The organism is Pseudorhodoplanes sp. (assembly GCF_059499825.1).
The window spans coordinates 337,137-362,364 of record NZ_JCABZI010000010.1 but is presented as its reverse complement, the minus strand read 5'-3'; the positions used below and the strand labels follow the sequence as shown (position 1 = coordinate 362,364).

Annotated in this window: 22 protein-coding genes, 1 tRNA gene and 1 riboswitch; of the genes, 13 read left to right on the top strand and 10 right to left on the bottom strand. The window is 64.6% G+C overall.

All coding sequences use genetic code 11. The features are described from left to right. Nucleotides 1-73: 73 nt before the first annotated feature. Nucleotides 74-874, bottom strand: coding sequence for a helix-turn-helix domain-containing protein (locus AC5I5I_RS15445; RefSeq protein ID WP_495974789.1), 801 nt, complete (start codon nucleotides 872-874; stop codon nucleotides 74-76). A 135-nt stretch (nucleotides 875-1,009) separates the two neighbouring features. Here AC5I5I_RS15445 and AC5I5I_RS15440 point away from each other — a divergent pair, with 135 nt between their 5' ends. Both AC5I5I_RS15440 and AC5I5I_RS15435 read left to right on the top strand, forming a co-directional pair. Next, nucleotides 1,010-1,426 carry a hypothetical protein gene (locus AC5I5I_RS15440; protein WP_495974554.1) on the top strand — a complete coding sequence of 139 codons (417 nt, stop codon included), beginning with the start codon at nucleotides 1,010-1,012 and terminating at the stop codon, nucleotides 1,424-1,426. 94 nt (nucleotides 1,427-1,520) lie between these two features. After that, a complete protein-coding gene (locus tag AC5I5I_RS15435; RefSeq protein WP_495974552.1) occupies nucleotides 1,521-2,693 on the top strand; it encodes a caspase family protein in 1,173 nt (390 codons plus the stop codon). Between the two features lie 58 nt (nucleotides 2,694-2,751). On the opposite strand, the gene AC5I5I_RS15430 is transcribed toward AC5I5I_RS15435, so the two are convergent. Beyond that, entirely contained in the window at nucleotides 2,752-3,006 is a 255-nt protein-coding gene (locus tag AC5I5I_RS15430; RefSeq protein WP_495974550.1) for a hypothetical protein, read from the bottom strand. A 147-nt stretch (nucleotides 3,007-3,153) separates the two neighbouring features. Here AC5I5I_RS15430 and AC5I5I_RS15425 point away from each other — a divergent pair, with 147 nt between their 5' ends. Then, the gene (locus tag AC5I5I_RS15425; protein ID WP_495974548.1) at nucleotides 3,154-4,614 is read left to right on the top strand and encodes a DHA2 family efflux MFS transporter permease subunit; all 1,461 of its coding nucleotides are present in this window, start codon (nucleotides 3,154-3,156) and stop codon (nucleotides 4,612-4,614) included. 122 nt (nucleotides 4,615-4,736) lie between these two features. On the opposite strand, the gene AC5I5I_RS15420 is transcribed toward AC5I5I_RS15425, so the two are convergent. Beyond that, nucleotides 4,737-5,105 carry an HU family DNA-binding protein gene (locus AC5I5I_RS15420; RefSeq protein ID WP_495974546.1) on the bottom strand — a complete coding sequence of 123 codons (369 nt, stop codon included), beginning with the start codon at nucleotides 5,103-5,105 and terminating at the stop codon, nucleotides 4,737-4,739. 257 nt (nucleotides 5,106-5,362) lie between these two features. Between AC5I5I_RS15420 and AC5I5I_RS15415 the strand changes: the two genes are divergently transcribed. After that, on the top strand, nucleotides 5,363-5,896 hold the full coding sequence (locus AC5I5I_RS15415; protein ID WP_495974544.1) for a hypothetical protein: 534 nt from the start codon (nucleotides 5,363-5,365) through the stop codon (nucleotides 5,894-5,896). A gap of 7 nt (nucleotides 5,897-5,903) precedes the next feature. Here AC5I5I_RS15415 and AC5I5I_RS15410 read toward each other — a convergent pair whose 3' ends face one another. Together AC5I5I_RS15410 and AC5I5I_RS15405 are read right to left on the bottom strand one after the other, a co-directional pair. Beyond that, complete coding sequence (locus tag AC5I5I_RS15410; RefSeq protein ID WP_495974542.1) at nucleotides 5,904-6,602, bottom strand: RlmE family RNA methyltransferase; 699 nt, start codon at nucleotides 6,600-6,602, stop codon at nucleotides 5,904-5,906. Next, nucleotides 6,599-7,816 carry a Ppx/GppA phosphatase family protein gene (locus AC5I5I_RS15405; RefSeq protein WP_495974540.1) on the bottom strand — a complete coding sequence of 406 codons (1,218 nt, stop codon included), beginning with the start codon at nucleotides 7,814-7,816 and terminating at the stop codon, nucleotides 6,599-6,601. The genes AC5I5I_RS15410 and AC5I5I_RS15405 overlap by 4 nt, the downstream gene beginning before the upstream one ends. Nucleotides 7,817-8,055: 239 nt before the next feature. Between AC5I5I_RS15405 and AC5I5I_RS15400 the strand changes: the two genes are divergently transcribed. The 6 genes from AC5I5I_RS15400 to AC5I5I_RS15375 all read left to right on the top strand — a co-directional run bounded on the left by AC5I5I_RS15400 (nucleotide 8,056) and on the right by AC5I5I_RS15375 (nucleotide 15,782). Beyond that, nucleotides 8,056-10,425 carry a xanthine dehydrogenase family protein molybdopterin-binding subunit gene (locus AC5I5I_RS15400; protein WP_495974538.1) on the top strand — a complete coding sequence of 790 codons (2,370 nt, stop codon included), beginning with the start codon at nucleotides 8,056-8,058 and terminating at the stop codon, nucleotides 10,423-10,425. Nucleotides 10,426-10,461: 36 nt separating this feature from the next. Beyond that, a riboswitch (SAM riboswitch) is annotated at nucleotides 10,462-10,540 on the top strand. A gap of 82 nt (nucleotides 10,541-10,622) precedes the next feature. Then, nucleotides 10,623-11,837: an O-succinylhomoserine sulfhydrylase gene (locus AC5I5I_RS15395; protein ID WP_495974536.1), complete on the top strand. Its 1,215-nt coding sequence runs from the start codon at nucleotides 10,623-10,625 to the stop codon at nucleotides 11,835-11,837. Between the two features lie 31 nt (nucleotides 11,838-11,868). Then, entirely contained in the window at nucleotides 11,869-12,603 is a 735-nt protein-coding gene (locus AC5I5I_RS15390) for a bestrophin-like domain (protein WP_495974534.1), read from the top strand. Nucleotides 12,604-12,691: 88 nt separating this feature from the next. Continuing rightward, nucleotides 12,692-12,880 (top strand): hypothetical protein, encoded by a 189-nt coding sequence (locus tag AC5I5I_RS15385; protein WP_495974532.1) that lies wholly within the window; start codon nucleotides 12,692-12,694, stop codon nucleotides 12,878-12,880. Nucleotides 12,881-12,991: 111 nt separating this feature from the next. After that, nucleotides 12,992-14,863: an AMP-binding protein gene (locus tag AC5I5I_RS15380; protein WP_495974530.1), complete on the top strand. Its 1,872-nt coding sequence runs from the start codon at nucleotides 12,992-12,994 to the stop codon at nucleotides 14,861-14,863. A 46-nt stretch (nucleotides 14,864-14,909) separates the two neighbouring features. Beyond that, entirely contained in the window at nucleotides 14,910-15,782 is an 873-nt protein-coding gene (locus AC5I5I_RS15375) for an amidohydrolase family protein (protein ID WP_495974528.1), read from the top strand. Between the two features lie 22 nt (nucleotides 15,783-15,804). Here AC5I5I_RS15375 and AC5I5I_RS15370 read toward each other — a convergent pair whose 3' ends face one another. The 5 genes from AC5I5I_RS15370 to AC5I5I_RS15350 all read right to left on the bottom strand — a co-directional run bounded on the left by AC5I5I_RS15370 (nucleotide 15,805) and on the right by AC5I5I_RS15350 (nucleotide 19,488). Beyond that, complete coding sequence (locus AC5I5I_RS15370; RefSeq protein WP_495974526.1) at nucleotides 15,805-16,440, bottom strand: GDSL-type esterase/lipase family protein; 636 nt, start codon at nucleotides 16,438-16,440, stop codon at nucleotides 15,805-15,807. A gap of 469 nt (nucleotides 16,441-16,909) precedes the next feature. Further along, nucleotides 16,910-16,983: transfer RNA gene (locus AC5I5I_RS15365), tRNA-Gln, on the bottom strand. 83 nt (nucleotides 16,984-17,066) lie between these two features. Further along, complete coding sequence (locus AC5I5I_RS15360; protein WP_495974524.1) at nucleotides 17,067-17,255, bottom strand: hypothetical protein; 189 nt, start codon at nucleotides 17,253-17,255, stop codon at nucleotides 17,067-17,069. A 92-nt stretch (nucleotides 17,256-17,347) separates the two neighbouring features. Further along, the gene (gene eutC / locus AC5I5I_RS15355) at nucleotides 17,348-18,115 is read right to left on the bottom strand and encodes an ethanolamine ammonia-lyase subunit EutC (protein WP_495974522.1); all 768 of its coding nucleotides are present in this window, start codon (nucleotides 18,113-18,115) and stop codon (nucleotides 17,348-17,350) included. Next, nucleotides 18,112-19,488 carry an ethanolamine ammonia-lyase subunit EutB gene (locus AC5I5I_RS15350; RefSeq protein WP_495974520.1) on the bottom strand — a complete coding sequence of 459 codons (1,377 nt, stop codon included), beginning with the start codon at nucleotides 19,486-19,488 and terminating at the stop codon, nucleotides 18,112-18,114. Before AC5I5I_RS15350 ends, eutC begins: the two co-directional genes overlap by 4 nt. 172 nt (nucleotides 19,489-19,660) lie before the next feature. Between AC5I5I_RS15350 and AC5I5I_RS15345 the strand changes: the two genes are divergently transcribed. From AC5I5I_RS15345 to AC5I5I_RS15335, 3 genes are all read left to right on the top strand, one after another. Beyond that, nucleotides 19,661-22,852 carry a CHAT domain-containing tetratricopeptide repeat protein gene (locus AC5I5I_RS15345; RefSeq protein ID WP_495974518.1) on the top strand — a complete coding sequence of 1,064 codons (3,192 nt, stop codon included), beginning with the start codon at nucleotides 19,661-19,663 and terminating at the stop codon, nucleotides 22,850-22,852. A 14-nt stretch (nucleotides 22,853-22,866) separates the two neighbouring features. Then, on the top strand, nucleotides 22,867-23,295 hold the full coding sequence (locus AC5I5I_RS15340) for a hypothetical protein (RefSeq protein ID WP_495974516.1): 429 nt from the start codon (nucleotides 22,867-22,869) through the stop codon (nucleotides 23,293-23,295). Between the two features lie 81 nt (nucleotides 23,296-23,376). After that, entirely contained in the window at nucleotides 23,377-25,203 is a 1,827-nt protein-coding gene (locus AC5I5I_RS15335; RefSeq protein ID WP_495974514.1) for a B12-binding domain-containing radical SAM protein, read from the top strand. Nucleotides 25,204-25,228: the final 25 nt, after the last annotated feature.

The following is a 25,228-nucleotide window of genomic DNA, read 5'->3' as shown; positions in this document are numbered from 1 at the left end:
CTCCCGCAAGGCGGGCGAAAAGCGGTCGGAAAATCCGGTTGGCGTGGGCGGATAGCACGGCCGGGCGGCGCCGTCACCGGGCCGCGGCCGTCATCCCGCGCAATATTTCAGCGGTCTGCGGATCCGCCGGAAAAAACGTCTCCAGCGCCAGTTCGGACAGGGTGATGTCCTGCGGGGTGCCGAACACCGTCGTGGTCGAAATAAAAGACAGGACCGCATCTCCCGCCTTCAGCCGCAGCGGCACGATCACATCGGCATAGTCCGACTTCGACGCCGGTCCCGCCGAACGGGGGGCCGGATAGCTCTCGAGTTCGCGCAGCAGGTCGACCAGCACCGGATCGGCGGTGAGCTCGGTCTGCCGCCGCACCCGCTCCAGCAGATGCGCACGCCATTGCGGGAGGTTCACGATCCGTCCGCTGAGTCCGTCAGGATGCAGGCTGAGCCGCAGCACGTTGACCGGCGGCGTCACGAGGGCGGCCGGAATACCGGCGAGCAGCGGCGACACCGCCGCATTCGCGGCAATCATGGTCCAGTGCCGGTCGATCGCGAGCGCGGGATAAGGCTCGTGCCCTTTCAGCACGAGCTCGACCGCACGCCTGGCATTCTGCATCTGCGGATCGTCGAGTGTCCGTTCCGGAAACACCGGTGCAAACCCGGCAGCGCTGAGCAGCACGTTACGCTCGCGCAGCGGCACGTCGAGCTGTTCGGCGAGCCGCAGCACCATCTCGCGCGACGGCTGAGACTTTCCGGTTTCGACGAAACTCAGATGACGTGCCGAAATCTCCGCCTCCAGCGCGAGATCGAGCTGGCTCATGCGGCGGCGCTGTCGCCATTCGCGCAAATGCGCACCGAATTGAGTTTGCGATTGCCCCATCATGCTCATGCCCGATGTGTACCGGACGACTATAACGGCTTCCATGACCTGCGAGGTAATCGACCCGCGCGGACGTCCGCTCCATCTTCGCTGCAACGCCGGCCGCGACGGTCCGGTCCAACCACGGAGCGAGACATGAAAGCCCTGATCCGCCAATCCTACGACGCGATGTTCCTGCGCCGCGCGCTGCTTGCCGACGCCGCCGCCAGCGCCGCCACCGGGCTTCTGATCGCCCTCGGCGCGCAACACCTCACCGATCTGCTCGGCCTTCCGGTTGCGCTGATGCGCTATGTCGGGATGAGTCTCCTACCCTTCGCCGCCATCGTGCTCATGATTGGCCTGCGCGCCAACCCGCCCCGCGCGGCAGTGGTGGCGATCATCGCCTACAACGCGCTGTGGGCGATCGACAGCGTGGTCCTGCTCGCAAGCGGCTTCGTGAACCCGACCCTGCTCGGTGCCGCATTCGTGATCGCGCAGGCCACAACAGTCGGCGCCTTCGCTCTACTGCAATGGATCGGGCTGAAGCGTCTCGGTCAGCATTGCGCCATTTGAGAGATGGGCCCGTCCGGCGATGCGGCGCGTTGCTCTATTGGCCGCGCGCGCCGCATCCACTATCCTCCCGTCCAGCCCACGACGGAACGGACCTTTGCGCGCCTATCTCCTCGCACTCGCCACCATCCTGTTCTGCTGTGCGCCGCACGGCGCGGCGCAGGCGGCCAAGCGCGTCGCGCTGGTGATCGGCAACAACGCCTATAGCGAAGTGTCGAAGCTCGAAAAGGCCACCGGCGACGCGCAGGCGATTTCCGCAACACTGCAAGGGCTCGGCTTCAGCGTCATCACCCTGCTCGACGCCAACCGCCAGCGCATGGCGCGCGCGCTGGTCGATTTCGAGACCCGGGTCGCACCGGGCGATACGGCGCTGTTTTTCTTTGCCGGGCATGGCGTCGCGCTCGACGGCGGCAATTACCTGATGCCGACCGACGTCCCGAATGTCACCGAAGGTCAGCGCAACCTTCTGCGCACCGAGGGCTTTCTCGCCGACGACATCTCCGAACGGCTGCGCGATCGCGGCGCTGCCACCACGGTGATGATCCTCGATGCCTGCCGCAACAATCCGTTCAAGGCTGGACCCGGCCGCTCGATCGGGCAATCACGCGGGCTGTCGCGCATGGATACCCGGCGCGGCATGTTCGTGATGTTCTCTGCCGGCGCCGGACAGGAAGCGCTCGACCGGCTGGGCGAAAACGACACCCATCCCAACTCGGTGTTCACGCGCCTGTTCATCGATCTGGTGAAGCGGCCCGACCTCGATCTGATCGATGTCGCCAAGGAATTGCAGATCGAAGTGCCGAAGCTCGCGGCCAGTGTCGGGCACGAGCAATTGCCGGCCTATTACGACCAGATCCCGGGCCGGATCTTTCTCGCGCGTACCAATGCCGACGCACCGCAGCCACCGCGTGCTCAGCCGACGCCGCCGCCCCCAGCGCCTCCGGCCGCGGTCGCACCGCCGCCCGCGATTGCCGCGCCGCAGCCAGCGCCGTCACCTCCGCCGCAGGTCGCAGCGCTGCCGCGAGAGACCTATCGCGTGCTCGGCAATGTCTCGCAGGGCATCCACAATGTGCGCAAAGGACCGGGCACCAATTTCCCGCTGGTGGTGTCAATCCCGGCCGGCGCGACCGGGCTGACCGTTGGACAGTGTCGTCCGCCGCTCGATCGCCGCAGTTCGCATTCCTGGTGCGAGGTGACGTGGCGCGGCCATTCGGGCTGGACCTCGGCCTGCTGCATCGTCAGCGAACGCACAGGGGCATTACCGCGGTAGCGGCGCGTCGGCTTCCGCGTTCGCGGGCGTTCGCCCGCGAACCGGAATGACAATGCGATTACGGCCGCCAGTTCGCCGGCGGACCGTGCCGCTCGATCGCCTCGACCAGTTCGCGATGCTTGCGATCCTCACGCCGCGAATAGATCGCGATCATGGCGTGCGCCGGCGCGATCAGCCACAGATAGGGCGACAACGTCAGCAAGCCGACCACAAGGAACAGGACGAAGAGCACGGCGTTGAAGATCGCCGCGAAAATCTGCCCGTTCAGCAGCAGCGCCAGAGGCGGCAGAAAGAACGCCAGAACATAGATCATTTTCCAGAGCCCTCCCGGCCGAGACAGCGCGGCCTTCGCAGCCATTCCATGTAGGAAGGGCAGACCCCCACGCAAGACTTCCCGCGCCGGCACAACAACGAAATGCTAGAACGCCCGCCAACACGTTTGTCGTCTGCCGGAACCCCGATGCAGCACCACCCGCGCCTCGTGCCACTGATCGTGGCATGCGCGCTGTTCATGGAAAATCTCGACTCGACCGTGATCGCCACCTCGCTGCCGGCGATCGCCGCCGATATCGGCGCCAACCCGCTGGCGCTGAAACTCGCGGTTACCTCGTATCTGCTGTCGCTCGCCGTGTTCATTCCGGCCAGCGGCTGGACTGCCGACCGTTTCGGCGCGCGCCGCGTTTTCGCCGCGGCGATCTTCGTCTTCATGCTGGGCTCGATCGGCTGCGCTCTGGCGAGTTCGCTCGAAGGCTTCGTCGCCGCGCGCATCGTGCAGGGCATGGGCGGCGCGATGATGACGCCGGTCGGACGGCTGGTGCTGGTGCGCACCATCGAGAAGCGCGAACTCGTCAGCGCCATGGCCTGGGTCACGATACCGGCGCTGATCGGCCCGGTGATCGGACCACCGGTCGGCGGCTTCATCACCACCTACGCATCGTGGCACTGGATTTTCCTGATCAACATTCCGATCGGCATCGTCGGCATCGTGCTGGTGCTGATCTATATCGATCCGGTACCGGCCGAGCATCAGGAGCCGTTCGACGGCACCGGCATGCTGCTCGCCGGATTGGGCGTCGCCGGCCTTGCCTTCGGATTGTCGGTCGCGGGCCTCGACATGTTGCCGTGGCAGGTCATCGTGGCGCTGGTCGCGGGCGGTGCGGTGTCGATGACGGCGTACCTCTTCCACGCAAGGAGGGTGCCGGCGCCGATCCTCGATTTCTCGCTTCTCCGCTATGCCACCTTTCGCGCGAGTGTGGTCGGCGGCTTCATGTTCAGGCTCGGCATCGGCGCGCTCCCGTTCCTGCTTCCGCTGATGCTGCAGACCGGCTTTGGCATGACGCCGTTCCAGTCCGGCATGGTGACCTTTGCCGGTGCGCTCGGCGCCATCGGCATGAAGACGGTGGCCGCGCGCACCATCAATCGCTTCGGCTTCCGGCGCGTCCTGATCGCGAATGCGCTGATCAGCGCCTCGCTGCTGGCCGCGGTCGCCATCTTCCGCCCCGGCATGCCGGTCTCGATCCTGATCACGATCCTGCTGGTCGGCGGATTCTTCCGTGCGCTGGAATTCACCGCGGTCAACACCATCGCCTATGCCGAGGTCGAGGAACGGCGGATGAGCCGCGCCACCGCGCTCGCGTCCGTCGGCCAGCAATTGTCGATTTCGGCCGGTGTCGCGGTCGGCGCGCTGATGGTCGAGATGTCGCTCGGCTGGCGCGGCGCGAGCGCCTTCACGGCGGCGGACTTCACGCCCGCCTTCCTGGTGGTCGCCGCCATCTCGGCGTCGTCGGCGATCTGGTTCTGGAGACTGCCGGCCGATGCCGGTGCGGAAATGTCCGGCCGCGTTCCGGTCAAGACCGAGCCGGTCGAAGCCACCGCCGAACCGATCGCCGCATCGGAAACATCCGACCGGCGCCTCGGCTGACTCTCAAACAAGCAATGCCCCGCTCGTCCCCGCCATGCAGGCGGGGACCCGGAGCAATGAAGTTCTGGAGGCTACATGCTCCGCATTTCCGCTTGAGCGGAAATGAGCGAACGGGGGCCGCCTTAGACGGCTTCTTTGAGTTCCTTGGCCGGGCGGAACGCGACCTTCTTTGACGCCTTGATCTTGATCGCCTCGCCGGTCGCAGGATTGCGGCCCATGCGGGCTGCGCGCTTGCGCACCTGAAGGATGCCGAGGCCCGCGATGCGGATGCGCTCGCCCTTCTTCAGATGCTTGGTGATCAGCGCGACGAGATCGTTCAGCATCGCCTCGCCCTGCTTCTTGGTCATCTGATGGTCTTCGGCCAGCGCCGCAGCCAGATGCTTCAGTGTGACCCGGTTCGCAGTGGCGGCCTTCGGCGCCGCCGACTTCTTTGCTGCCGGCTTCGCTGCCGCCGGTTTTGCCTTTGATTTTGCTTTGGCTTTTGCCGCCATGAGAATGCCCTCTAAGATGCGCGGTGTGCGCAAGAGCCCCCGCATAGGAGATTCGCGGTGTCTTGCGAAGGGAAAGCGCACATCGGACATGCAAAAAATGTCGATAAATCAGGCTTGCCGGACAATGAGGGGCCAAAAGCGCCCGTAAACACGGCATTTCTGCGAACGGCGCATGCTGGCGGCACGATCGCGAGGCCCTTTCACCCTGATAGTGATAGCCTTATCAAGGCTGTCGAAAAGCCGCGAACAGAGGTCGCATGACAAAGCTCGCTCTTGTTTTTCTGCTGATGACAGCGGCCACGGCGTTCGCACAGACGGATTGCGCGGTCTGTGACAAGGCGATGACATTGCGGGATGAGCTGCGCAAGATCGAGATCGGCAATGCCGATCAGAAAGCCCGCGGCGAGGCCTTGAGCCGGGAGAGCCTCGCGCTTGCCGCGGCCTTTCGCGACAACCCGCCGCCACCGAAACAGGGCCGCAAGGCGTTCGAAGCGCTGGTCGCGCTCGGCCTGTATGCTGCACCATTCTCGGCGCAGGGCGATTACGAGAAGGCGCTGGCTGCGATCACGACGAAAGATCCCGAATATCGCAAGCGCTATCAGGCGATTGTGCGCAAGGGGATGCGTGCGAAGAACCGGCGGGACTCCTGCCAGATGCGCTATCTGCAAACCAATGTGTCGGTCGCCGAATGCAAGTTACAGCAAGCGGTCAAGGGCGCCAGCGCGGAGACCGCGGGCAGGCTCTGCAACACCAGCTACGCGCTCGATCAGTGCCTGGCGAAGAAGAAGTAGCGCGCGGTCAGGTTTTACTGTCGCCGCCGCGAAAGCCGGTCGCCAACACGTAAAGCTCCGCCGAATCCTGACGGCTCGCCGCCGGCTTGACGTGTTTCACGCTGGCAAAGTCGCGCTTGAGCATGGCGAGCAGGTCGCCCTCGGTGCCACCCTGAATCACCTTGGCGAGAAACGTGCCGCCGGGCTTCAGCACCTCCGCGCCGAAGGCGGCCGCCGCTTCCACGAGCGCAACGATCTTGAGGTGATCGGTCTTGCGGTGCCCGGTGGCGTTCGCGGCCATGTCGGACAGGACCACATCGGCCGGCCCGCCGAGTTTCTCCTTCAGGATGTCGGGCGCCGCCGGATCGAGAAAGTCGATCTGCATGAAATCGACGCCCGCCACCGGATCCATGTCGAGCAGGTCGATCGCCACCACGCGCCCTTTGCCGTCGGCAGCCCGCACGCGCTGCGCCGCCAGCTGGCTCCAGCCTCCGGGTGCGGCGCCAAGATCGACAACCCGCGCGCCGGGCTTGAGGAATTTGGCCTTGTCGTCGATTTCGGACAGCTTGTAGACCGCGCGGGCGCGATAACCCTCGCGCTTCGCACGCGCCACATACGGATCGTTGAGCTGGCGCTCGAGCCAGAGCTTGGACGAGAGCGAACGGCTCTTGCCGGTCTTGACGCGAGTCTTGAGTTCGCGCCCGCCACTACCGCGTGTTGTTTTCACGAAACGCCCGCCTCGCGCCAGACGCCGTCGGCACGCATCATCTGCACCAGCATGCCCTCACGCAGGCCGCGATCGGCGACGCGCAGCCGTCCGGCCGGGAACGCCCGGCGGATCGCTTCCAGGATCGCACAGCCCGCCAGCACGAGGTCGGCGCGTTCGGCGCCGATACAGGCATTGCAGACGCGCTCGTCATAGGACATCGCCAGCAGCCGCTGCATCACCTCGGTCACCTCGTGGTCCATCATCCAGCAGCCATCGACCCGCCTGCGGTCGTAGCGCCGCAGCCCGAGATGGACGCCGGCAATGGTGGTCACGGTGCCCGATGTGCCGAGCAGATGCATGGTGGCCGCATGCGGCGTGTGCGCGCGCGCGAAGGGCGCGATATGCCCTGCCGCTTCCGCGACCATCGCCTCGAAGATCTCACGCGTCACGGTGATGCCGCCATGGCGCTCCGCCAGCGTCACCACACCGAGCGGCAGCGAGGTCCAGCCCTGCATCGCGGGCTCCGGCGGCCCGCGCCGGCTGGGCTTCGAAGGGCCGAGGCTTGCGATTTCCGAGGAGCCGCCGCCGATATCGAACAGGATCGCCCCCTCGGCATCGGGATCGACCAGCGGGGTACAACCGGTCGCCGCGAGCATCGCCTCGGTCTCGCGGTCGACCACTTCGAGGGAGATGCCGACCTCGGCACGGACCCGGTCGAGGAATTCATCACCGTTTTCCGCAAGCCGGCAGGCTTCGGTGGCGATCAGGCGCGAACGGGTGACGCCGCGATTGCGCATCTTGTCGCGGCAGATGCCAAGCACCTCGATCGCGCGCCCGATCGCAGGTTCCCCAAGCCGGCCCGAGGCGGTGATGCCCTCTCCCAGCCGGATGATTCGGGAGAACGCATCGATGACGCGGAACCCGTCATGGGTGGCGCGCGCCACCAGGAGGCGGCAATTGTTGGTCCCGAGATCGAGCGCTGCATAGGTCGGCCCGTAAAGGTCGGTGCCCAATGCCGAAGAGTCGACGCGAACCTCGCGGCGCGCATGCTCATGAGGCGCCGGTTCATCCTGCGCCTTGCCCTCCTGCGAGGGATATCTGGGCGAGCCTCGACCCCCCTCGTATCCGGACCGCACCCCCCCTGCCGCTCCGTCTCCCGCTTGTTGGGGCGGTTCGGCCTGAGCGCGGTCACGCGCGGGATCGAGGCCGGTCGCCCGAACCTCGTCGCTCATCAAACTTGTCCTGCCGCACCCTCGCGGGTTCCGCGGCGCCTGTGTCCAAAGATCAGGCAAAGTCTAGCGTGGTTTTCCGTCCGTGGGAAACCGGGTCTGCCCACAGGCCGCTTCGCGTCCCGAAAGCGAACGTCGCCCTGCTTCCGCAGGGAAACTGGCATGCCGCTGCCCAACCTTGCCGCGCCCGGTTGCCGCCGCTATGTCGGATCGGACGCAGCGCTAACCTCGCAAAGGCCCGCATGAATATCCGCGAAGACGTCTCCAACACCGACGACTGGGCCGTTGCGAAATTCGGTGTCGGTCAGCCGGTCCCGCGGACCGAGGATCCGACCCTGATCCAGGGCAAGGGCCATTATACCGACGACATCGCCCTGCCCGGCCAGGCCTATGCGGTGATGGTGCGCTCTCCCTACGCGCATGGTGTGATCAACGGCATCGACACCACCGAGGCGGCCACGATGCCGGGCGTGCTCGGCGTCTATACCGCGAAGGATCTGGCGGGCTACGGCACCTTCAAATGCATCGTGCCGTTCAAGAACAGCGACGGCACCGAGATGCGGAAGCCGCAGCGGTTTGCGCTGGCGGAAGGCAAGGTGCGCTTCGCCGGCGATCCGGTCGCTTTCGTGGTGGCGGAGACCGCATTGCAGGCGCGCGATGCGGCGGAGGCGGTGGTGCTCGACATCGAGGCGCTGCCGGCGGTGACGCTCGCTAGCGAGGCTGCGGCGGCGGACGCGCCGCAAATCTACGACGACGCGCCGGGCAATCTCGCGCTCGACTATCATTATGGCGATGCCGACAAGGTCGCGGCCGCATTCGCGCAAGCCGCGCATGTCTCGCGGCTGTCGCTGCGCAATACGCGGCTCGTGGTGGCGGCGATGGAGCCACGTGCGGCGGTCGCCGAGTATGATCCTGCGGCCGAACATTTCACACTCCATGCGCAGAGCCAGGGCGCGTTCGGCATGAAGGGCCAGATCGTCGACCTGATGGGGGTCAAACCCGACAAGGTACGCGTCGTGACCCCTAATGTCGGTGGCTCGTTCGGCATGAAGGGGCAGGCCTATTCCGAATATGTCTGCATCCTGCACGCGGCGCGCCTGCTCGGACGTCCGGTGAAATGGACCGACGACCGCTCCGGTGCCTTCGTGTCCGACTCGCATGGGCGCGACCACGAGATCACCGCCGAGCTTGCGCTCGACAAGGACGGGCATTTCCTCGCGGTGCGGCTGACGGGCTACGCCAATATGGGCGCCTTCCTCGCAATGGTGGCGCCGCTGCCCGGCACCCTCAATGCGGTGAAGAATACGCCCAGCGTCTACCGCACGCCACTGCTCGAGGTCGCCGTCAAATGCATGTTCACCAACACCACGCAGGTCTCGGCCTATCGCGGCGCCGGCCGCCCCGAGGGCAATTATTACATGGAGCGGCTGATCGACAATGCCGCCGCCGAGATGGGGATCGACCGGCTTGAATTGCGACGCCGCAATCATATCGCGCCGTCGCAGATCCCGTTCGCGGCCTCTTCGGGCATGAAATACGATTCCGGCGACTTCACCGCTTTGTTCGAGGAAGCCCTCGCCGGCGCCGACTTCGCAGGCTTCGCCGCCCGCAAGCGCGAGAGCGAAGCGCGCGGCAAATTGCGCGGTCTCGGCATCGGTTCGTTCCTGGAAGTCACCGCGCCTCCCGGCAAGGAAATGGGCGGCATCCGGTTCGAAGACAACGGCGACGTCACCATCATCACCGGCACGCTCGATTACGGCCAGGGCCACGCGGCGCCGTTTGCGCAGGTGCTGTCGCGCGCGCTCGGCATTCCGTTCGAGCGCATCCGCCTTGTGCAAGGCGACAGCGATCAGCTGATCGCCGGCGGCGGCACCGGCGGCTCGCGCTCGATCACCGCAAGTGGGGCTGCGATCCTCGAAGCATCTGACAAGGTGATCGAGAACGGCAAGGCGATCGCCTCGCATGTGCTGGAAGCGGCCGTCGCGGATATCGAATTCGCCAACGGGCGCTTCACGATTGCCGGCACCGACCGCGCCATCGGCATCATGGACCTGGCCGACAAGCTGCGCGCCGGGCTGAAGCTGCCCGGCGATACCCCCGCCAAGCTCGATGCCAGCATCGTCAACGAGGGCGTGCCGTCGAGCTTCCCGAATGGCTGTCACGTTGCCGAGGTCGAGATCGATCCCGATACCGGCGAGGTCGAGGTCGTGCGCTATTCCTCGGTCAACGATTTTGGCACCATCGTCAATCCGCTGCTGGTCCAGGGCCAGGTGCATGGCGGCGTGATCCAGGGCATCGGCCAGGCGCTGATGGAGAACGCGGTCTATGACGAGGACGGCCAATTGCTGACCGGCTCGTTCCAGGATTACGCGATGCCGCGCGCGCACTCTTTCCCCGATATCGGCTTTGTCAGCCATCCGTCGCCCGCGACCACCAATCCGCTCGGCACCAAGGGCTGCGGCGAGGCCGGCTGTGCCGGCGCGCTGGTTTGCGTGATGAATGCGATCGTGGATGCGCTGTCGGTCTATGGCATCCGCCATATCGACATGCCCGCGTCCCCTGCCCGGGTGTGGGCGGCGATCCAGGCGGCGAAGCAAGCGAAGGCGGCGTAGCGCCTTGACGCGCCCTCTCCCCGCATCGTAAGACCAAATCCGATCCGTGGTCATTTGAGCCGGCCGGCTTGCAGCCACGTAAAACAAATCGCTAAAAGGCCGGGGACACGTGTGCCCGGCTCGAATTTCGGCCGGGATTTTTTGTGCCTCGAGCATGCCGCGCAGGCTCGGGCAGAAAAGCACGAAGGAAGTATCCCATGTCGTCTGATTCAAAGTCGTCGGATGCAAAGTCGCCACAACGCAATTTTCGGCCCGAGACGCGCCTTGTCCATCATGGGATTTTGCGCTCGCAATTTGCTGAAACGTCGGAAGCGCTGTTTCTGACCCAAGGCTATGTCTACGAGAACGCGGCGCAGGCCGAGGCGCGCTTCAAGGGCGAGAGCCCCGGCTTTCAATATTCGCGCTTTGCCAATCCGACGGTGCGGATGTTCGAGACCCGGATGGCGGATTTCGAGGGCGCCGAGGACGGACGCGCGACCGCGACCGGCATGGCGGCGGTGACGCTGGCGCTGATGGGTCAGGTCAAGGCCGGCGACCACATCGTGTCGTCGCGCGCGCTGTTCGGCTCGTGTCTCTATGTGGTCGAGGAATTGCTGCCGCGCTTCGGCGTCGCCTCCACGCTGGTCGATGGGACCGATCTCGCTCAGTGGAAGAACGCGGTGCGTCCCAACACCAAGACCTTCTTCATGGAGACGCCATCCAATCCTACGCTCGAGGTGATCGACATCGAAGCGGTCTCGAAGATCGCGCACGATGCCGGCGCCACCGTGACCGTCGACAACGTGTTCTCGACGCCGCTGTGGCAGAGCCCGCTCGCGCTCGGCGCCGATTGCGTGGTGTATTCGACCACCAAGCACATTGACGGCCAGGGCCGCTGCCTTGGCGGCATCGTGCTCGGATCGGCGAAATTCATCCAGGACAACATCCACAACCTGCACCGGCAGACCGGCCCGTCGATGTCGCCCTTCAATGCCTGGGTGATGCTGAAAGGACTGGAGACGCTGCCGCTGCGCGTGCGCCAGCAGACCGAGTCCGCTGCCAAGGTCGCGGATTTTCTTGCCGACCATCCCAAGGTCACGCGGCTGATCTATCCCGGCCGTGCCGACCATCCGCAGGCAGACGTGATCAAGCGCCAGATGAAGGGCGGCTCGAACCTGGTCGCGTTCGAGGTCAAGGGCGGCAAGAAAGCCGCCTTCGCGGTGCAGGACGCGCTGCAGGTCGTGCGCATTTCCAACAATCTCGGCGACGCCAAGAGCCTGATCACGCATCCGGCGACGACCACGCATCAGCGGATCACGCAGCAGGCGCGCGCGGATCTCGGTATCACCGACGGGTTCTTGCGATTGTCAGTCGGGCTGGAACATCCCGACGACATCATCGAGGATCTGTCGCTCGCGCTCGAAAAGGCTTGACCTCACCCGCTACGCTTTGCCGGAGGCGACGATGAATTCCGTTGAGCTGTCTCTCCTGACGTTCGGCTGCATCGTCGCCGGCATCGTGCTCGGCAGCCTTCTCCCGGGCGACAAACTCAATTCCGATACCAAGGAAGCGATCAGGCTCGGCACCGGCCTGATCGGCACGATCGCCGCACTGGTTCTTGGCCTGCTGATCGCGTCGGCCAAAAGTTCGTTCGATACGCAGACCGGACAGATCCGCCAGATCACAGCCAATATCATGCTGCTCGACGTGTTCCTGAAGGAATACGGGCCGGAGACGACGGACGCCCGCCGTGCATTGCGAAAACAAACGGCGTCGCTGGTCGACCGGGTATGGACGGACAACCGCAGATCACATGAGAGATTCGAAGTCAGTCCGGAAGGTCTGGCACTCTACGAACTGACCCAGGGGCTGAAACCGGCCACTGACGCGCAGCGCTTTTTGCAGGCCCGCGCGCTTCAACTGATTTCCGACACGGCGCAGACGCGCGTTCTCATGTTCACCCAGGGGCAGAGTCCGATCCCGCTGCCATTTCTCGCAATCCTGGTGTTCTGGTTGACCATGCTCTTTGCAAGCTTCAGCATGTTCGCCCGGCCCGGTCCGGTGATGATCGGGACACTCGGGATTTTCGCTCTATCGGCGACCGGCGCGATTTATCTCATCCTCGAGCTTGGAAGTCCTTTTTCGGGACTGCTCATGATCCCGAGCGCCCCGCTCGCGCACGCGCTGCCGCCGCTCTAAGGGGTAAGTCGCGGTGGCGGCGCGACCGGGCGTTATAGGGAACGAAGCCGGGGCGTGATACGTTTTCGCTTCTCGCAGGAGAATCGTGATGACCGCCGATCCCCCCAAAGAGCCACGCCCCCTCTCCGAAAACCGCGATCACCTGAAGACCGAGGACGAGATGCAGCGCGAGCATCTCGGACCGCGCGGCGTGCCGGGCGAGCCCGATCCCGCGCGCATGACGCCGCAGCAGAAAAAGAACATGCCGGTCGATCCCGACGACGGGCATCCGGCGTAAGCTCGATTGCGCCGGCGGGGTGCCGTATTTGAGACCCTGATACGCGCGTCCGGCATTTGAAAAGCGCCGGCGCTGCGTATATTCGCTTGCTGCCGCGTGACGCGGAGCAGAATGCAGGGCCATATGCGCTACAGTCAGGGCATTGTCGACATGCCCCTCGATCCCAAGCAATCGCCGTTCGTTCCCACCCGTTTTGCCGACCGTTCGCCGCTCGTGACGTATCGCGACGACGGCACGATCATCCTCGGAAACGCGATCGCCCCGGATCTGCGCGTGGCTCAGACCGGCGTTTTCCTGCGCCGACACGCCGAGCACAGTCCGGATGCGATCTTCCTCGCGGAGCGGCAGAAGAGCGGCGACAGCGTTGCCTGGGACCGCCGCTCCTATGGCAGCATCCGCCGCGATGTCGATGCGGCGTCGCAATGGCTGATCGATCACGGCGCCGACGGCACGCGGCCGGTCGCGATCCTGAGCCACAACTCGATCCGGAACGCTATCCTGCAACTCGCCGCGATGCAGATCGGCGTGCCGGTGCTGGCGCTGTCGCCGGCCTATTCTCTGGTCTCGAAGGATCACCGCAAGCTGATCGGCCTGATCGAAAGGTTCGATCCCAGTCATGTGTTCGTCGAAGACACGCAGCCGTTTGCTGGGGCGCTGAGCCGTCTCGCGGGCCTCGACGGGCGGTTGATTGCGGGAGCCTCATCCGGGCCATTCGCATACGCCGTCGCGTTCGATGACCTGACATCCACCGTGCCGGGGCCGGAGGTCGAAGCGCGCTTCTCCGCGGTGTCACCGGACAGCGTCGCCCGCATCATGCTGACATCCGGATCGACCGGCGATCCGAAGGGCGTGATGGTGACGCAGCGGATGATGCTGGCGGTCGCCGAAGGCTTCGTTACGGTCTGGCCGTTTCTGCTCGACCGGCCTCCGGTGATGGTCGACTGGCTGCCCTGGAATCACACCGCCGGCGCCAACGGCTCCTTCAACCTGATGCTGCGCGCGGGCGGCGCACTCTATATCGACGACGGGAAACCGACGCCCGGCGGCATCGGCCGCTCGGTCGAGAACCTGCGTTCGGTCGCGCCGACGCTGATGTTCAATGTCCCGAGCGCCTACGATGCCGTGATCCCGCAGATGGAGCAGGATCCGGACTTCGCAAGGCATCTTCTCTCGAACATGGATCTTTTGCTCTATGCCGCGGCAGGCCTGCCGCAGAACCTGTGGGACCGGCTCGAACACTTGTCGATTAAGGTACGCGGCGCGCGCATTCCCATTGTCTCTTCACTCGGCTCAACGGAAACCGCCTCCCCCGCAACGCTCGGATGGTGGGGCACCGGCGTGTCCGGCTCGCTCGGTCTGCCGATCCCCGGCATCGAGGCCAAGCTGATCAAGGTGAATGACGAAGACATGGAAGTGCGCTTCCGCGGCATCGGCATCACACCCGGCTATTGGGGGCAGCCGGAGGCAACGCGAGAGGCTTTCGACGAAGAAGGCTTCCTGCGCATCGGCGACGCCGTGCGCTTCTCCGATCCGCAGAACATTGCGGCGGGTCTCGCCTATCACGGACGACTGTCCGAGAATTTCAAGCTCACCACCGGGATTTTCGTGGTCGTCGGCCTGCTGCGCCTCGACCTGATCAAGGCCTGCGAACCTTACGTGCAGGACGTCGTCGTTGCCGGAGAGAACCGCAGCGACATCGGCCTTCTTGTCATTCCCAGTCCCAATGCACCCGCGGCACCGGACAGCCGCGCGTACCGCGACGCATTGCGGCAGAAGATCGAAGCCTATAATGCAGGTGAAAGCGGCTCCAGCCGACGGATCGCGCGCGCCATTATCATGACCGAACCACCGGACATCGATGCCGGCGAAATTACCGACAAGGGCTATCTCAACCAGCGCCGGATCATCGCGCGGAGGACGGCCCTGATCGAGACGCTTTATAGCGACGCGCCGGAGAATTCCGTGATGCTGTTCAGACGCTGAAACACGACGTTAAATTGACCCGACAACCGGACGAACTGCCATTCCCATGATTGATCTCGACAACATCGTTGCCATCGACATCCACACCCATGCGGAGGGCCCCTGCGGCACCCACGCCTTCGAGGACGGCGCCGAGCTTCGCGAGGGCATGAAGGCCTATTTCAAGCAGGACCTCTGGGAGCCGACCATTTCGGAGATCGCCGACTATTATCGTCAGCGAAAGCTGGCGCTCGTGATCTTCCATGTCGATTGCGAACACCATCTCGGTATCCGGCGCTACGCAAACGAAGAGGTGGCGCGGCTCGCCAACGAAAATTCCGATGTCATGATCCCGTTCGCCTCGATCGATCCGCACAAGGGCAAGCTCGGCGTTCGCGAAGCACGCCGGCTGGTCGAGGATTTCGGCGTACAGGGATTCAAGTTTCACCCGTCCTCGCAGGGCTTCTATCCGCACGACCGCATGGCGTATCCGCTCTATGAAGAGATTCAGGCCAGCGGCAAGCCGGCGCTGTTTCATACCGGCCAGACCGGCGTCGGCTCCGGCATGCGCGGCGGCTACGGGATCAAGCTCGAATATTCAAACCCGATCCATCTCGATCAGGTCGCGATCGACTTCCCCGACATGAAGATCGTGATGGCGCACCCGTCCTTCCCCTGGCAGGAGGAAGCGCTGGCGGTCGCGCAGCACAAGCCGAATGTCTATATCGACCTGTCCGGGTGGTCGCCGAAATATTTCCCGCCGATCCTGGTGCGCTACGCGAACTCGCTGCTGAAACACAAGGTGCTGTTCGGCTCGGATTTTCCGGCGATCACGCCGGACCGCTGGCTGGCGGATTTCGAAAAAATCGACATCAAGCCGGAAGTCCGTCCGCTGATCCTGAAGGAAAACGCGATCAAGCTGCTCAATCTGCGGCCTTAATCGCACATCTCAGGTCGCGCGATCAGCGGCCCGCCGGTTTCTTCGCGGCAACGCGCTTTGCGGGTTGCGTTCTGGAGGCGCTCAACGCGCTCGCGACCACCGGCACCAGCCGCTGTGCCACCACCGTATGTCCCTGCGCCGACATATGCAGCCGGTCGGGCCCGGTGTGGCTCGGCGAATAACAGGTACTTCCTGGCACGAACCGGGCGCCGTATTGCGCCGCAAGCTTACGGCCGACGGCATCCCATTCCGGAAAGAAGAATCCGCACAGGATCGCCGATACCCGCCGCGCGCGGAGCTGCTGCAGGATGCCCTGCATCCGGGCAATGATGACATCGCGGGGCGTGCCGCGGATCAGATCGTTATAGCCGCCTTGCACGATCACCAGTCGCGTACCCGCCGGCACACTGGTATCGAGCCTGTTCAGCATGCCGCCAAAGGTGTCGCCGGAAATGCCGGCGTTGGCGATCCGGGCGTTGTAGCCGCGACGCTGCAGCATCGTGCTGAGCTGGGCCGGAAATGCATTGCCCTGACCAACGCCGTAGCCAGCGGTGTTGCTGTCGCCCAAAGCGACGACCAGCGGCTGCGAGGATGCCGTGCCGCAAATGAGGCAACCAACAATCAGCAGACCGCAGAGGTGGAACCAGCGCGCGATCATTCGGATCGGGCTCCTGTGACGACGACGTTACGACGACCGACGCACATGCGATTTCCGTGCCGCATTAGCGTAAGCCTGCGGCCGAACCGGATGCGGCCGGTTGCGGACCTTTTGCCATTCAATGTTAACAACGACCAAACGGCAGCACGAAGGCTGCTGGTTTCATCGCTCAACGCCACTTCATGTGGATGTTGTCAACGACGCTCCGGTTCAAGCCGCCACCGGGCGATCGGTCGCTATGACATCACTGGACGACGGACGAGACAGCATGGTCCGCGCGGCTGTCTGGATGCTCAAGCTCCATACTCGGCATCGTCTTGGCAGCCGCGCCGCAGGTGCACTCGTGTAGGCACGAACCAATGCGGGTGTTGCCCGATCCGCCGGCACGGTGGCGCTGCATCGAGCCGCGTCCGTCGGCGGAGGATAATTCAAGCCATTGATTTTAAATGATAAAATCGTCGGTCAGAATTGGCTGGGGGACTAGGATTCGAACCTAGAAAAACAGAGTCAGAGTCTGTCGTGATACCATTTCACCATCCCCCAACAGGCCGCGCGGGGCGCTGCCGGGACCAGAGTCGGGCCCTAGATATACGGACCCGCCCGGCATTTCAAATGCTCAGAATGCATCAGGCCGCGGCGGAGTTGCGGCGGGGCGGCGATGGCTGCTCCAGCAGCCGCTCATCCACTTCGCGGCAGAAAATCCCGCAATAGAACCGTTCGGCACCGAGTTGCCAGGCTGGCAACTCCTCCAGACAGCGGCCACAGCCGGCACACAGGAACCCGAACATCGTTGGCCGCTTAGTCTTTTTTGTCATTGCGCGGCCCAACGCGTTGGTCCGCCGGGCGTTCCAGGGCGAGACATTTCGTCCTGAGCGTCAGCTTTGGCCGGAAACCAACCGGCCTTCGCTCAACCACCCTCCGGCAGCCGCCCGGACTCGTCTTTCAGCCGGACCCCTGAGACTCCGCGGGTCCGCATCGCGTGCAGAAGGTGCGCGATCGTGCGCACGGCGTCGGCGGTGCCGATACCCTCGGGCCGGATGTTGGAGATGCAGTTGCGGTCGGCGTCGGTGGTGGCAGGGCCAGGCTGCCAGGTCAGATAGGCCCCCATGGAGTCCGGCGCGGACAGGCCCGGCCGCTCGCCGATCAAAATCGCGACCGCGCTGGCACCTAAAATCTCCGCGACGGCGTCACCGATCGCAACCCGGCCATTGCGCGCGATGACCAGCGGCGCGAACGAAAGCCCCCGCTCGCGGAGGATCGGCAGCAAAGCCGCCAGCACTGGCGCCGCGTGGGTCTGCACCGCCCGGGCGGACAGCCCGTCGGCGATGACGAACGCCACGTCGTAGCGGCCGGCATAGGGCGTGAGCGCCGACTGCGCGTCCGCGGAGAGCTTTCGCCCAAGATCGGGCCGCATCAGATAATCGCGCCGCGCGCCCACCGCGCTGTCGACCACAAGCACCGGCAGGCCGAGTGGCGCGAGTTCGGCACGCAGCCTCTCCGCATCGAGTTCCTCATTCACGGCGTCGCGGGCGCGGGCGTGCGCCAGCTTGAATTCAAGCAGCGGATTGGTCGCGATCGAAGCGCCGGTCCGGTCAAGCCCGATGCGGGCTGCGGTCAAGCTTCGCAGATCGCGCCACAGCGCGCCGGCTCCCTTCGGTGCCAGATCGTCGCTCATGCCGGCAACAACGCGCGGAAGCGGCCGGGCAACGCATCCGGCCGGATACGATCGGCCCGGTCCATCAAGCCCTGCCGCTGCAGCCAATCGGCGAATTCCGGCGCCGGCCGCTTGCCGTACAGTTCGCGCATCGCCAGCGCGTCATGAAACGACGTGCTCTGGTAGCCGAGCATGATGTCGTCGGCGCCAGGCACACCCATGACGAAGGTGACGCCCGCGGAGGTGAGCAGCGCCAGCAGCGCGTCGGCGTCGTCCTGATCGGCATCGGCATGATTGGTGTAACAGACGTCGACGCCCATCGGCAGGCCGAGCAGCTTGCCGCAGCAATGATCCTCGAGTCCAGCGCGCGCAATCTCCTTGCCGTCATAGAGATATTCAGGACCGATGAAGCCGACCACGGAATTGACCAGCAGCGGCTTGAAATGCCGCGCCACCGCATAGGCCCGCGCTTCCAGCGTCTGCTGGTCGACACCATGATGCGCGTTGGCCGAGAGCGCCGAGCCCTGCCCGGTCTCGAAATACATGACATTGTCGCCGATGCTGCCGCGGTGAAGTGACAACGCCGCGTCGCGGGCTTCTGCAAGCAGAGCGAGGTCCACTCCGAAGCTGGTGTTGGCGCCTTGCGTTCCGGCGATCGACTGAAACACCAGATCGACCGGCGAGCCCCTGCGGATCAGGTCGAGCGTGGTCGTGACATGCGCCAGCACGCAGGACTGGGTGGGGACGTCGAGCTTCACACGGATGTCATCCAGCATCGATAGCAGCGCATGCGCGCGCTCAGGACTGTCGGTCGCCGGATTGATGCCGATCACAGCATCGCCCGCGCCGAGCAGCAGGCCGTCGAGGATGCTGGCGGCAATGCCCCGCGGATCGTCGGTCGGATGATTGGGCTGCAGCCGCACCGACAGCGTGCCGGGCGATCCGATGGTGTTGCGGAAGCGCGTGACCACAGAGCATTTCGCCGCGATCACCATCAGATCCTGCAGCCGGCTGAGCTTCGCCACAGCCGCCACCATTTCCGGAGTCAGCCCGGGCGCAAGCGCGGTGAGCACCGTTGTTGTCGCCTCGTCGGATAACAGAAAGTCGCGCAAGCCGCCGACGGTGAGATGCGACACCGCCGCGAAGGCTGCGCGGTCATGGGTGTCGACGATCAGCCGCGTGACCTCGTCGTGCTCGTAAGGCACCACCGCTTCATTGAGAAAAGTGGACAGCGGCAGATCGGCGAGCGCGAATTGCGCCGCCACCCGCTCCTCACCGCTCTCTGCCGCCACGCCCGCCAGCCGGTCGCCCGAACGCGGCGGCGTGGCCCGGGCCATCAGGGTCTTGAGATCGGCGAAGACATAGCGGCGTGCTCCGAGTGTCGCGTAGTACATGGCCGGTTCCGCGTGCGATCACCGGGACTGTAACGCGGCTTTCGCGGTGCACCAACCCGGCGCCTGCAGGACGCGACCGTTCGCCGGCAAACCGCCCGCAATTTCTATCGCATGCAGCCTCGCATTATTATAGGGAGTGACGATTGCGGCTTGTGCGTCAGAGGATCGATCGGTGTCCATCAAGGCTCTCGGCTTTTCCATCGTCGTTTCGCTCTCGTTCCTCGCCGTTCTTCCAGCCTTCGCCCAGCGCATCGACATCGAGGCCACCAACAAGCGCTATCAGCGGCTCTATGCCAGCGGCAATTACGGCGCGGCGCTGGTCGAGGCCCGCAAGCTCGAACAGGCCGTGCGCAGGCTTGGCGGCACGAACCATCCGAATTATCCGCTGGTGCTGGAATTCGTCGGCAATTCGCTCAACGGCATGGGCCAGTATGCGGAAGCGGTCGAGGCCCATGAGCGGGTGCTCGCGATCCGGGAGCGAATGTACGGCCCCACCAGCGCGCAGGCCGCCGATTCCCTGAACAACATCGGCAATGCGAAGCTGCGGCAGGGACAGTATGCCGAGGCCGAGGATTACATGGCCCGCGCGGCCGGCATCCAGCAGCAGCTCAAGGGCAACAACTCCCGCGAGTTCGTGTTCGTGCTGAACAATCTTGGCGTGGTCTATCAGGCCCAGGGTAAATTCGCCGATGCGGAAAAGGTCCGCAAACATGTTGTCAGCGTCTATGAACAGTCGCAGGGACCGGACCATCCGGACACGGCCGACGCAATCGGCAAGCTCGCGACCCTTTACCAGGCCATGGGCCGCTACGGCGAAGCCGAGCCGCTGTTCAGGCGCACGCTCGCGGTCCAGGAGCGGCCGGGGATGGACCTCGTCGCGGCTGCCCGCACCTACAACAATCTCGGCATCATGCAATTCGCCGTCGGAAAGCAGTCCGATGCGGAGGTCAGCTTCAAGCGCGCGCTGACCATCGAGGAGCAGGTGCTTGGACCCAGCCACCCGATGGTGGCCGAGCCGCTGCAAAATCTTGCCGCGGTGCTGAAGTCGCAATGCCGCTACGACGAGGCCGCGAATCTGGCGCTGCGCTCGCTATCGATCCGGGAAAAGGCTTTGGGGCGCGACCATCCCGATGTCGCGGCGCTGCTCAACAACCTCGCCAATATCTATGTGCTGCAGAAGAAATTCGCGGACGGAGAACCGCTCTACAAGCGCGCGCTGACGCTGCAGGAGCGCGCGCTCGGCAGCGAGCACCCCAACGTTTCCTACACGCTGCACAATCTCGGCTACGCGGCGGAGGCGCAGCAGCGCAACGACGAGGCCGAAGCCTATTATCGACGCACCGTCGCGATCCGCGAAAAGGCATTCGGTGCAAACCATCCCGAGCTTGCGGGTTCGCTCAACAATTTCGGAAACGCGCTGGTCTCGCAGAAGAAATATGATGAGGCGAATGCCCTGTTCGAACGGGCTTCGGCAATCTATGCCGGCACGGTCGGTTCCGATCATGCGGAAACGGCACGCGTCGCCAACAACCGCGCGCGGCTCGAGCTGCTGCGCGGCAATCCGAAGGCCGCGCTCGACCTGTCGCGCAAGGCCACCGATGGATTGCTGAAAGCAGCGGCGGCCGCGACGGCGAACGACCAGGGGGGCCAGGGCTGCCTGGTGGAAAACCTGTCCGGCGCATTCACCACGCGGATCGCAGCCATCGCCGCCTCTGCCGGTGCAAAGCGAAGCACGACCTCAGCAAGCGAAGCCTTCGAAATGGCACAATGGGCGAACCATTCCGCGGCCGCGGCCGCACTCCAGCAGATGGGCCTGCGCTTTGCCGCCGGTACCGGCGCGCTGGCCGCACTGGTGCGGGAGAACCAGGATCTGATCGCAGCCGCACGCGAGCGCGACAAGGCGCTGGTCGCTGCAATCTCACGGCCGGCCGGCCAGCAGGATGCAACTGCGATCGCGCAGACCCGGCAGGCTCTTGCCGATATTCGCGCCAGGCTCGCCGATGTCGGCGCGCGGCTGGACAAGCAGTTTCCGGACTTCGTGGCGTTGACCAGCCCGAAGCCGCTCGCGATCAAGGACGCGCAGGCGCTGCTCGGACCCGACGAGGCGCTGATCCTGTGGATCACATCGGAGGACAGGACGGAGTTGTTCGCGATCACCCGCGACAGCGCCGACTGGCATACCCTGCCGATCAAATCCGAAGAGTTGACGCAAAAGGTCGCGGTCTTCCGGCGCGGGCTCAGCGTCGACGCGGCAAGCGCCGCGGCGTCCGAGCAGTTCGACCTCGCCGTCGCCCATGCCTTCTACAAAGACCTGCTGGCTCCAATTGACGGCGTGCTCAAGCGCAAACGTAATCTTCTGGTCGTCCCGACCGGGGCGCTGACCGCCCTGCCCTTCCAGTTGCTGGTGACAACGCCACCGGCCGTGGCGTCGGGCGATCTCGCCGCATATCGCGATGCGGCGTGGCTGGTGAAGCAGAATGCGGTGACGGTCGTGCCGTCTGTCTCGGCGCTCAAGGCGTTGCGGGTGTTCGCAGCCAAGGATCAGGCGGCGAAGCCGATCGTCGGATTCGGCGATCCGGTTTTCGATCCCGGTGCGGCGCCGGCCCCGGCCGGAGCGCGCGCGGCCAAAGGCAATCCGGCCAAGACCGCAAGCGCAGCAAAACCGGTCAAGACCGCATCCCGGGCGGTGCCGGGCAAGACGCGCTCCTATGCGGATTTCTGGCAGGGCGCGAGTGTCGATCCGGCGCTGCTCGGACAGGCGCTATCGCCACTCCCGGACACCGCCGACGAGATACGCGATGTCGCCAAGCGGCTCGGGGCGGCCGACAACGATATCTTTCTCGGCCACGCCGCGAGCGAGGCAAAGCTCAAATCGCTGCCGCTGTCGGACTATCGGATCGTCTATTTCGCCACCCACGGGCTCGTTGCTGGCGACGTGAAGGGATTGGCCGAGCCATCGCTCGCGCTCAGCATTCCGCGCACGCCCACACCGGAGGATGACGGCCTTGTCACCGCGAGCGAGATCGCGCAGCTCAAGCTCAATGCCGATTTCGTGGTGCTGTCGGCGTGCAACACCATCGCCGGCGACAAGCCGGGCGCGGAAGCGTTGTCGGGCCTCGCGCGTGCATTCTTCTATGCCGGCACCCGGGCGCTGCTGGTCACACATTGGGCCGTGGACTCGGCCGCGACCACGACCATCGCCACAACCACCTTCGCGAATCTCAAAACCGATGCGAAACTCGGCCGCGCGGAGGCGATGCGGCGCGCGATGGTCGCCTATCTGAGCGACCAGTCGAAGCTGGAGCAGGCTTATCCGGGATATTGGGGCGCCTTCGCCATCGTCGGTGAGGGTGTCCGTCAGTGAGGAGCGGGGACAGGATGACGATACGTGCGATCGTGTTTGGACTTGTTGTCGCCTTGCTAGGGGCGACATCGCTTGCCGCGCAATCCCAGCTCGGCAAGGACATGAAGCTCGAGGATGCCGGCTTCAAGATGCGCGAAGCCAACACGCCGCAGAAGATGGCGCGGCTCAATTCGATTCCGCCCTACAAGTTCGTGCCACACCGCAAGAACGGGGCGCGCTATTACGTCTATGCCGATCCCGCCTGCCGTTGCGCCTTTGTCGGTGACGACAACGCGATGAAGGCCTATCGCGACATGGTAGCGCCGTCCGGCAGGGGCTTTTTGCCGGGCGTTGGCGACGTTGGACGGGACACCGGCGGCGTCAATCTCGAAAACGAGATGCAGACCGAGATGAACGACGAAAGCGGCACCAATTTCGACGACATCTTCCATCCCGGCTTCTGAGCAGGCCGGTATCGACGTGTTTTCCGGGCCTCCGCGGGCTTTCTTGCAGACTTTTGGCGTCTTGCGATTTCGACGGAAACCATGTCCACTACCCGGATGGGGACTTCGGGCATCATTGCGGACGACCGCGAAACGGCCACGGCGCCACTGCCGTTAGCTGGTGCCCCGTCGCGCCGCTTCAAAATCGTCCTGATCAAGCCGTCGCATTACGACGCGGACGGCTATGTCATCCAGTGGTGGCGCTCGACCATTCCCTCCAACAGTCTAGCCAGCGTCTACGGCCTGCTGCGCGAATGCGCCGAGGACCACGCGCTGGGCGCCGATGTCGGGATCGACATCGAGGCCTATGACGAGTGCAATACCGTCATCGACACCAAACGCATCGTGCGCGACATCCGCAATGCAGGCGGCGGGTTCGTGGCGCTGGTCGGCGTGCAGTCGAACCAGTATCCCCGCGCCCTCGATCTCGCGCGCATCTTCCGCAAGCAGGAGATCAAGGTCGCCATCGGCGGCTTCCATGTCAGCGGCGTAATCTCGATGCTGCCGAAGCTGACGCCGGAATTGCAGGAAGCGCTCGATCTGGGCGTGGTGCTCTATGCCGGCGAGGCCGAAGGCCGGATGGCGAATTTCCTGCGCGACATGGCCTCGGGCGAGGCGACCGGCATCTACAATTATCTGAAAGACCAGCCCGGCATGGAAGCGGCGACCTACCCGATCCTGCCGCGCGAGGTGGTGACGCGGGTGGCCGGACATTATGCGAGCTTCGATGCCGGCCGCGGCTGCCCGTTCCAGTGCAGCTTCTGCACCATCATCAATGTGCAGGGCCGCAAGTCACGTTACCGCACCGCTGACGATGTCGAAGGCATCGTGCGCGCCAATGCCAAGCAGAACATCACCCGCTTCTTCATCACCGACGACAATTACGCGCGCAACAAGAACTGGGAGCCAATCCTCGACCGCCTGATCGAACTGCGGGAAAAGGAAGGCTTCAAGATCCGGCTGCTGCTGCAGGTCGACACGCTGTGCCACAAGATTCCGGGCTTCATCGAGAAGGCGGCGCGCGCCGGATGTACCGCGGTCTTCATCGGGCTGGAGAACATCAATCCGCAATCGCTCGCCGGAGCCAAGAAGCGGCAGAACAAGATCTGGGAATATCAGGAGATGTTCCACGCCTGGCGCAAGGCCAAGGTGATGACCTTTGCCGGATACATTCTCGGCTTCCCGACCGACACGCCGGACTCGATCGCGCACGACATCGAGATCATCAAGAAGGAATTGCCGGTCGATATCCTCGAGTTCTTCTATCTGACGCCCCTGCCCGGCTCCGAGGATCACAAGGTCCTGCACCTGAAGGGCGTGCCGGTCGATCCGGACCTCAACAAATACGACCTCGAGCACGCCTGCACCGCGCACCCGATCATGTCGAAAGAGACCTGGGAGGAGGTCTATCGCAGCGCCTGGACGCGCTATTACAGCGACGAACATGTCGAGACCATCATGCGCCGCGCGGCCGCCACCGGCCTCAACAAGACCAAGGTGATGGACGGCATCACGCTGTTTTCCGGCGCCTCTCGGATCGAGGGCGTGCATCCGCTGCAATTCGGTTTCGTGCGCCGTAAGATCAGGACGCAGCGCCGTTACGGCATGGCGATCGTCAACCCGCTGATCTTCTATCCGTGGCGCGCCTACGATTTCACCCGGACGGCGGTGCGGTGGGTCAAGCTGGTGAGGAAATATCGCAAGATCCTGAAGAAGGTTTATTCGGATCCGGATGCCGGCAAATATACCGATCACGCGCTCGACCCGCCGGCCGGCCACAACGCGCCGATGTCGGATTTCGTGAAGACCTATGCCGACAAGATACCGCAGACGCATGGCGCACCGGTGCGCGAAGCGGCGGCCATCTGAGCGGGCTGCAGTTGCGGCACGTATG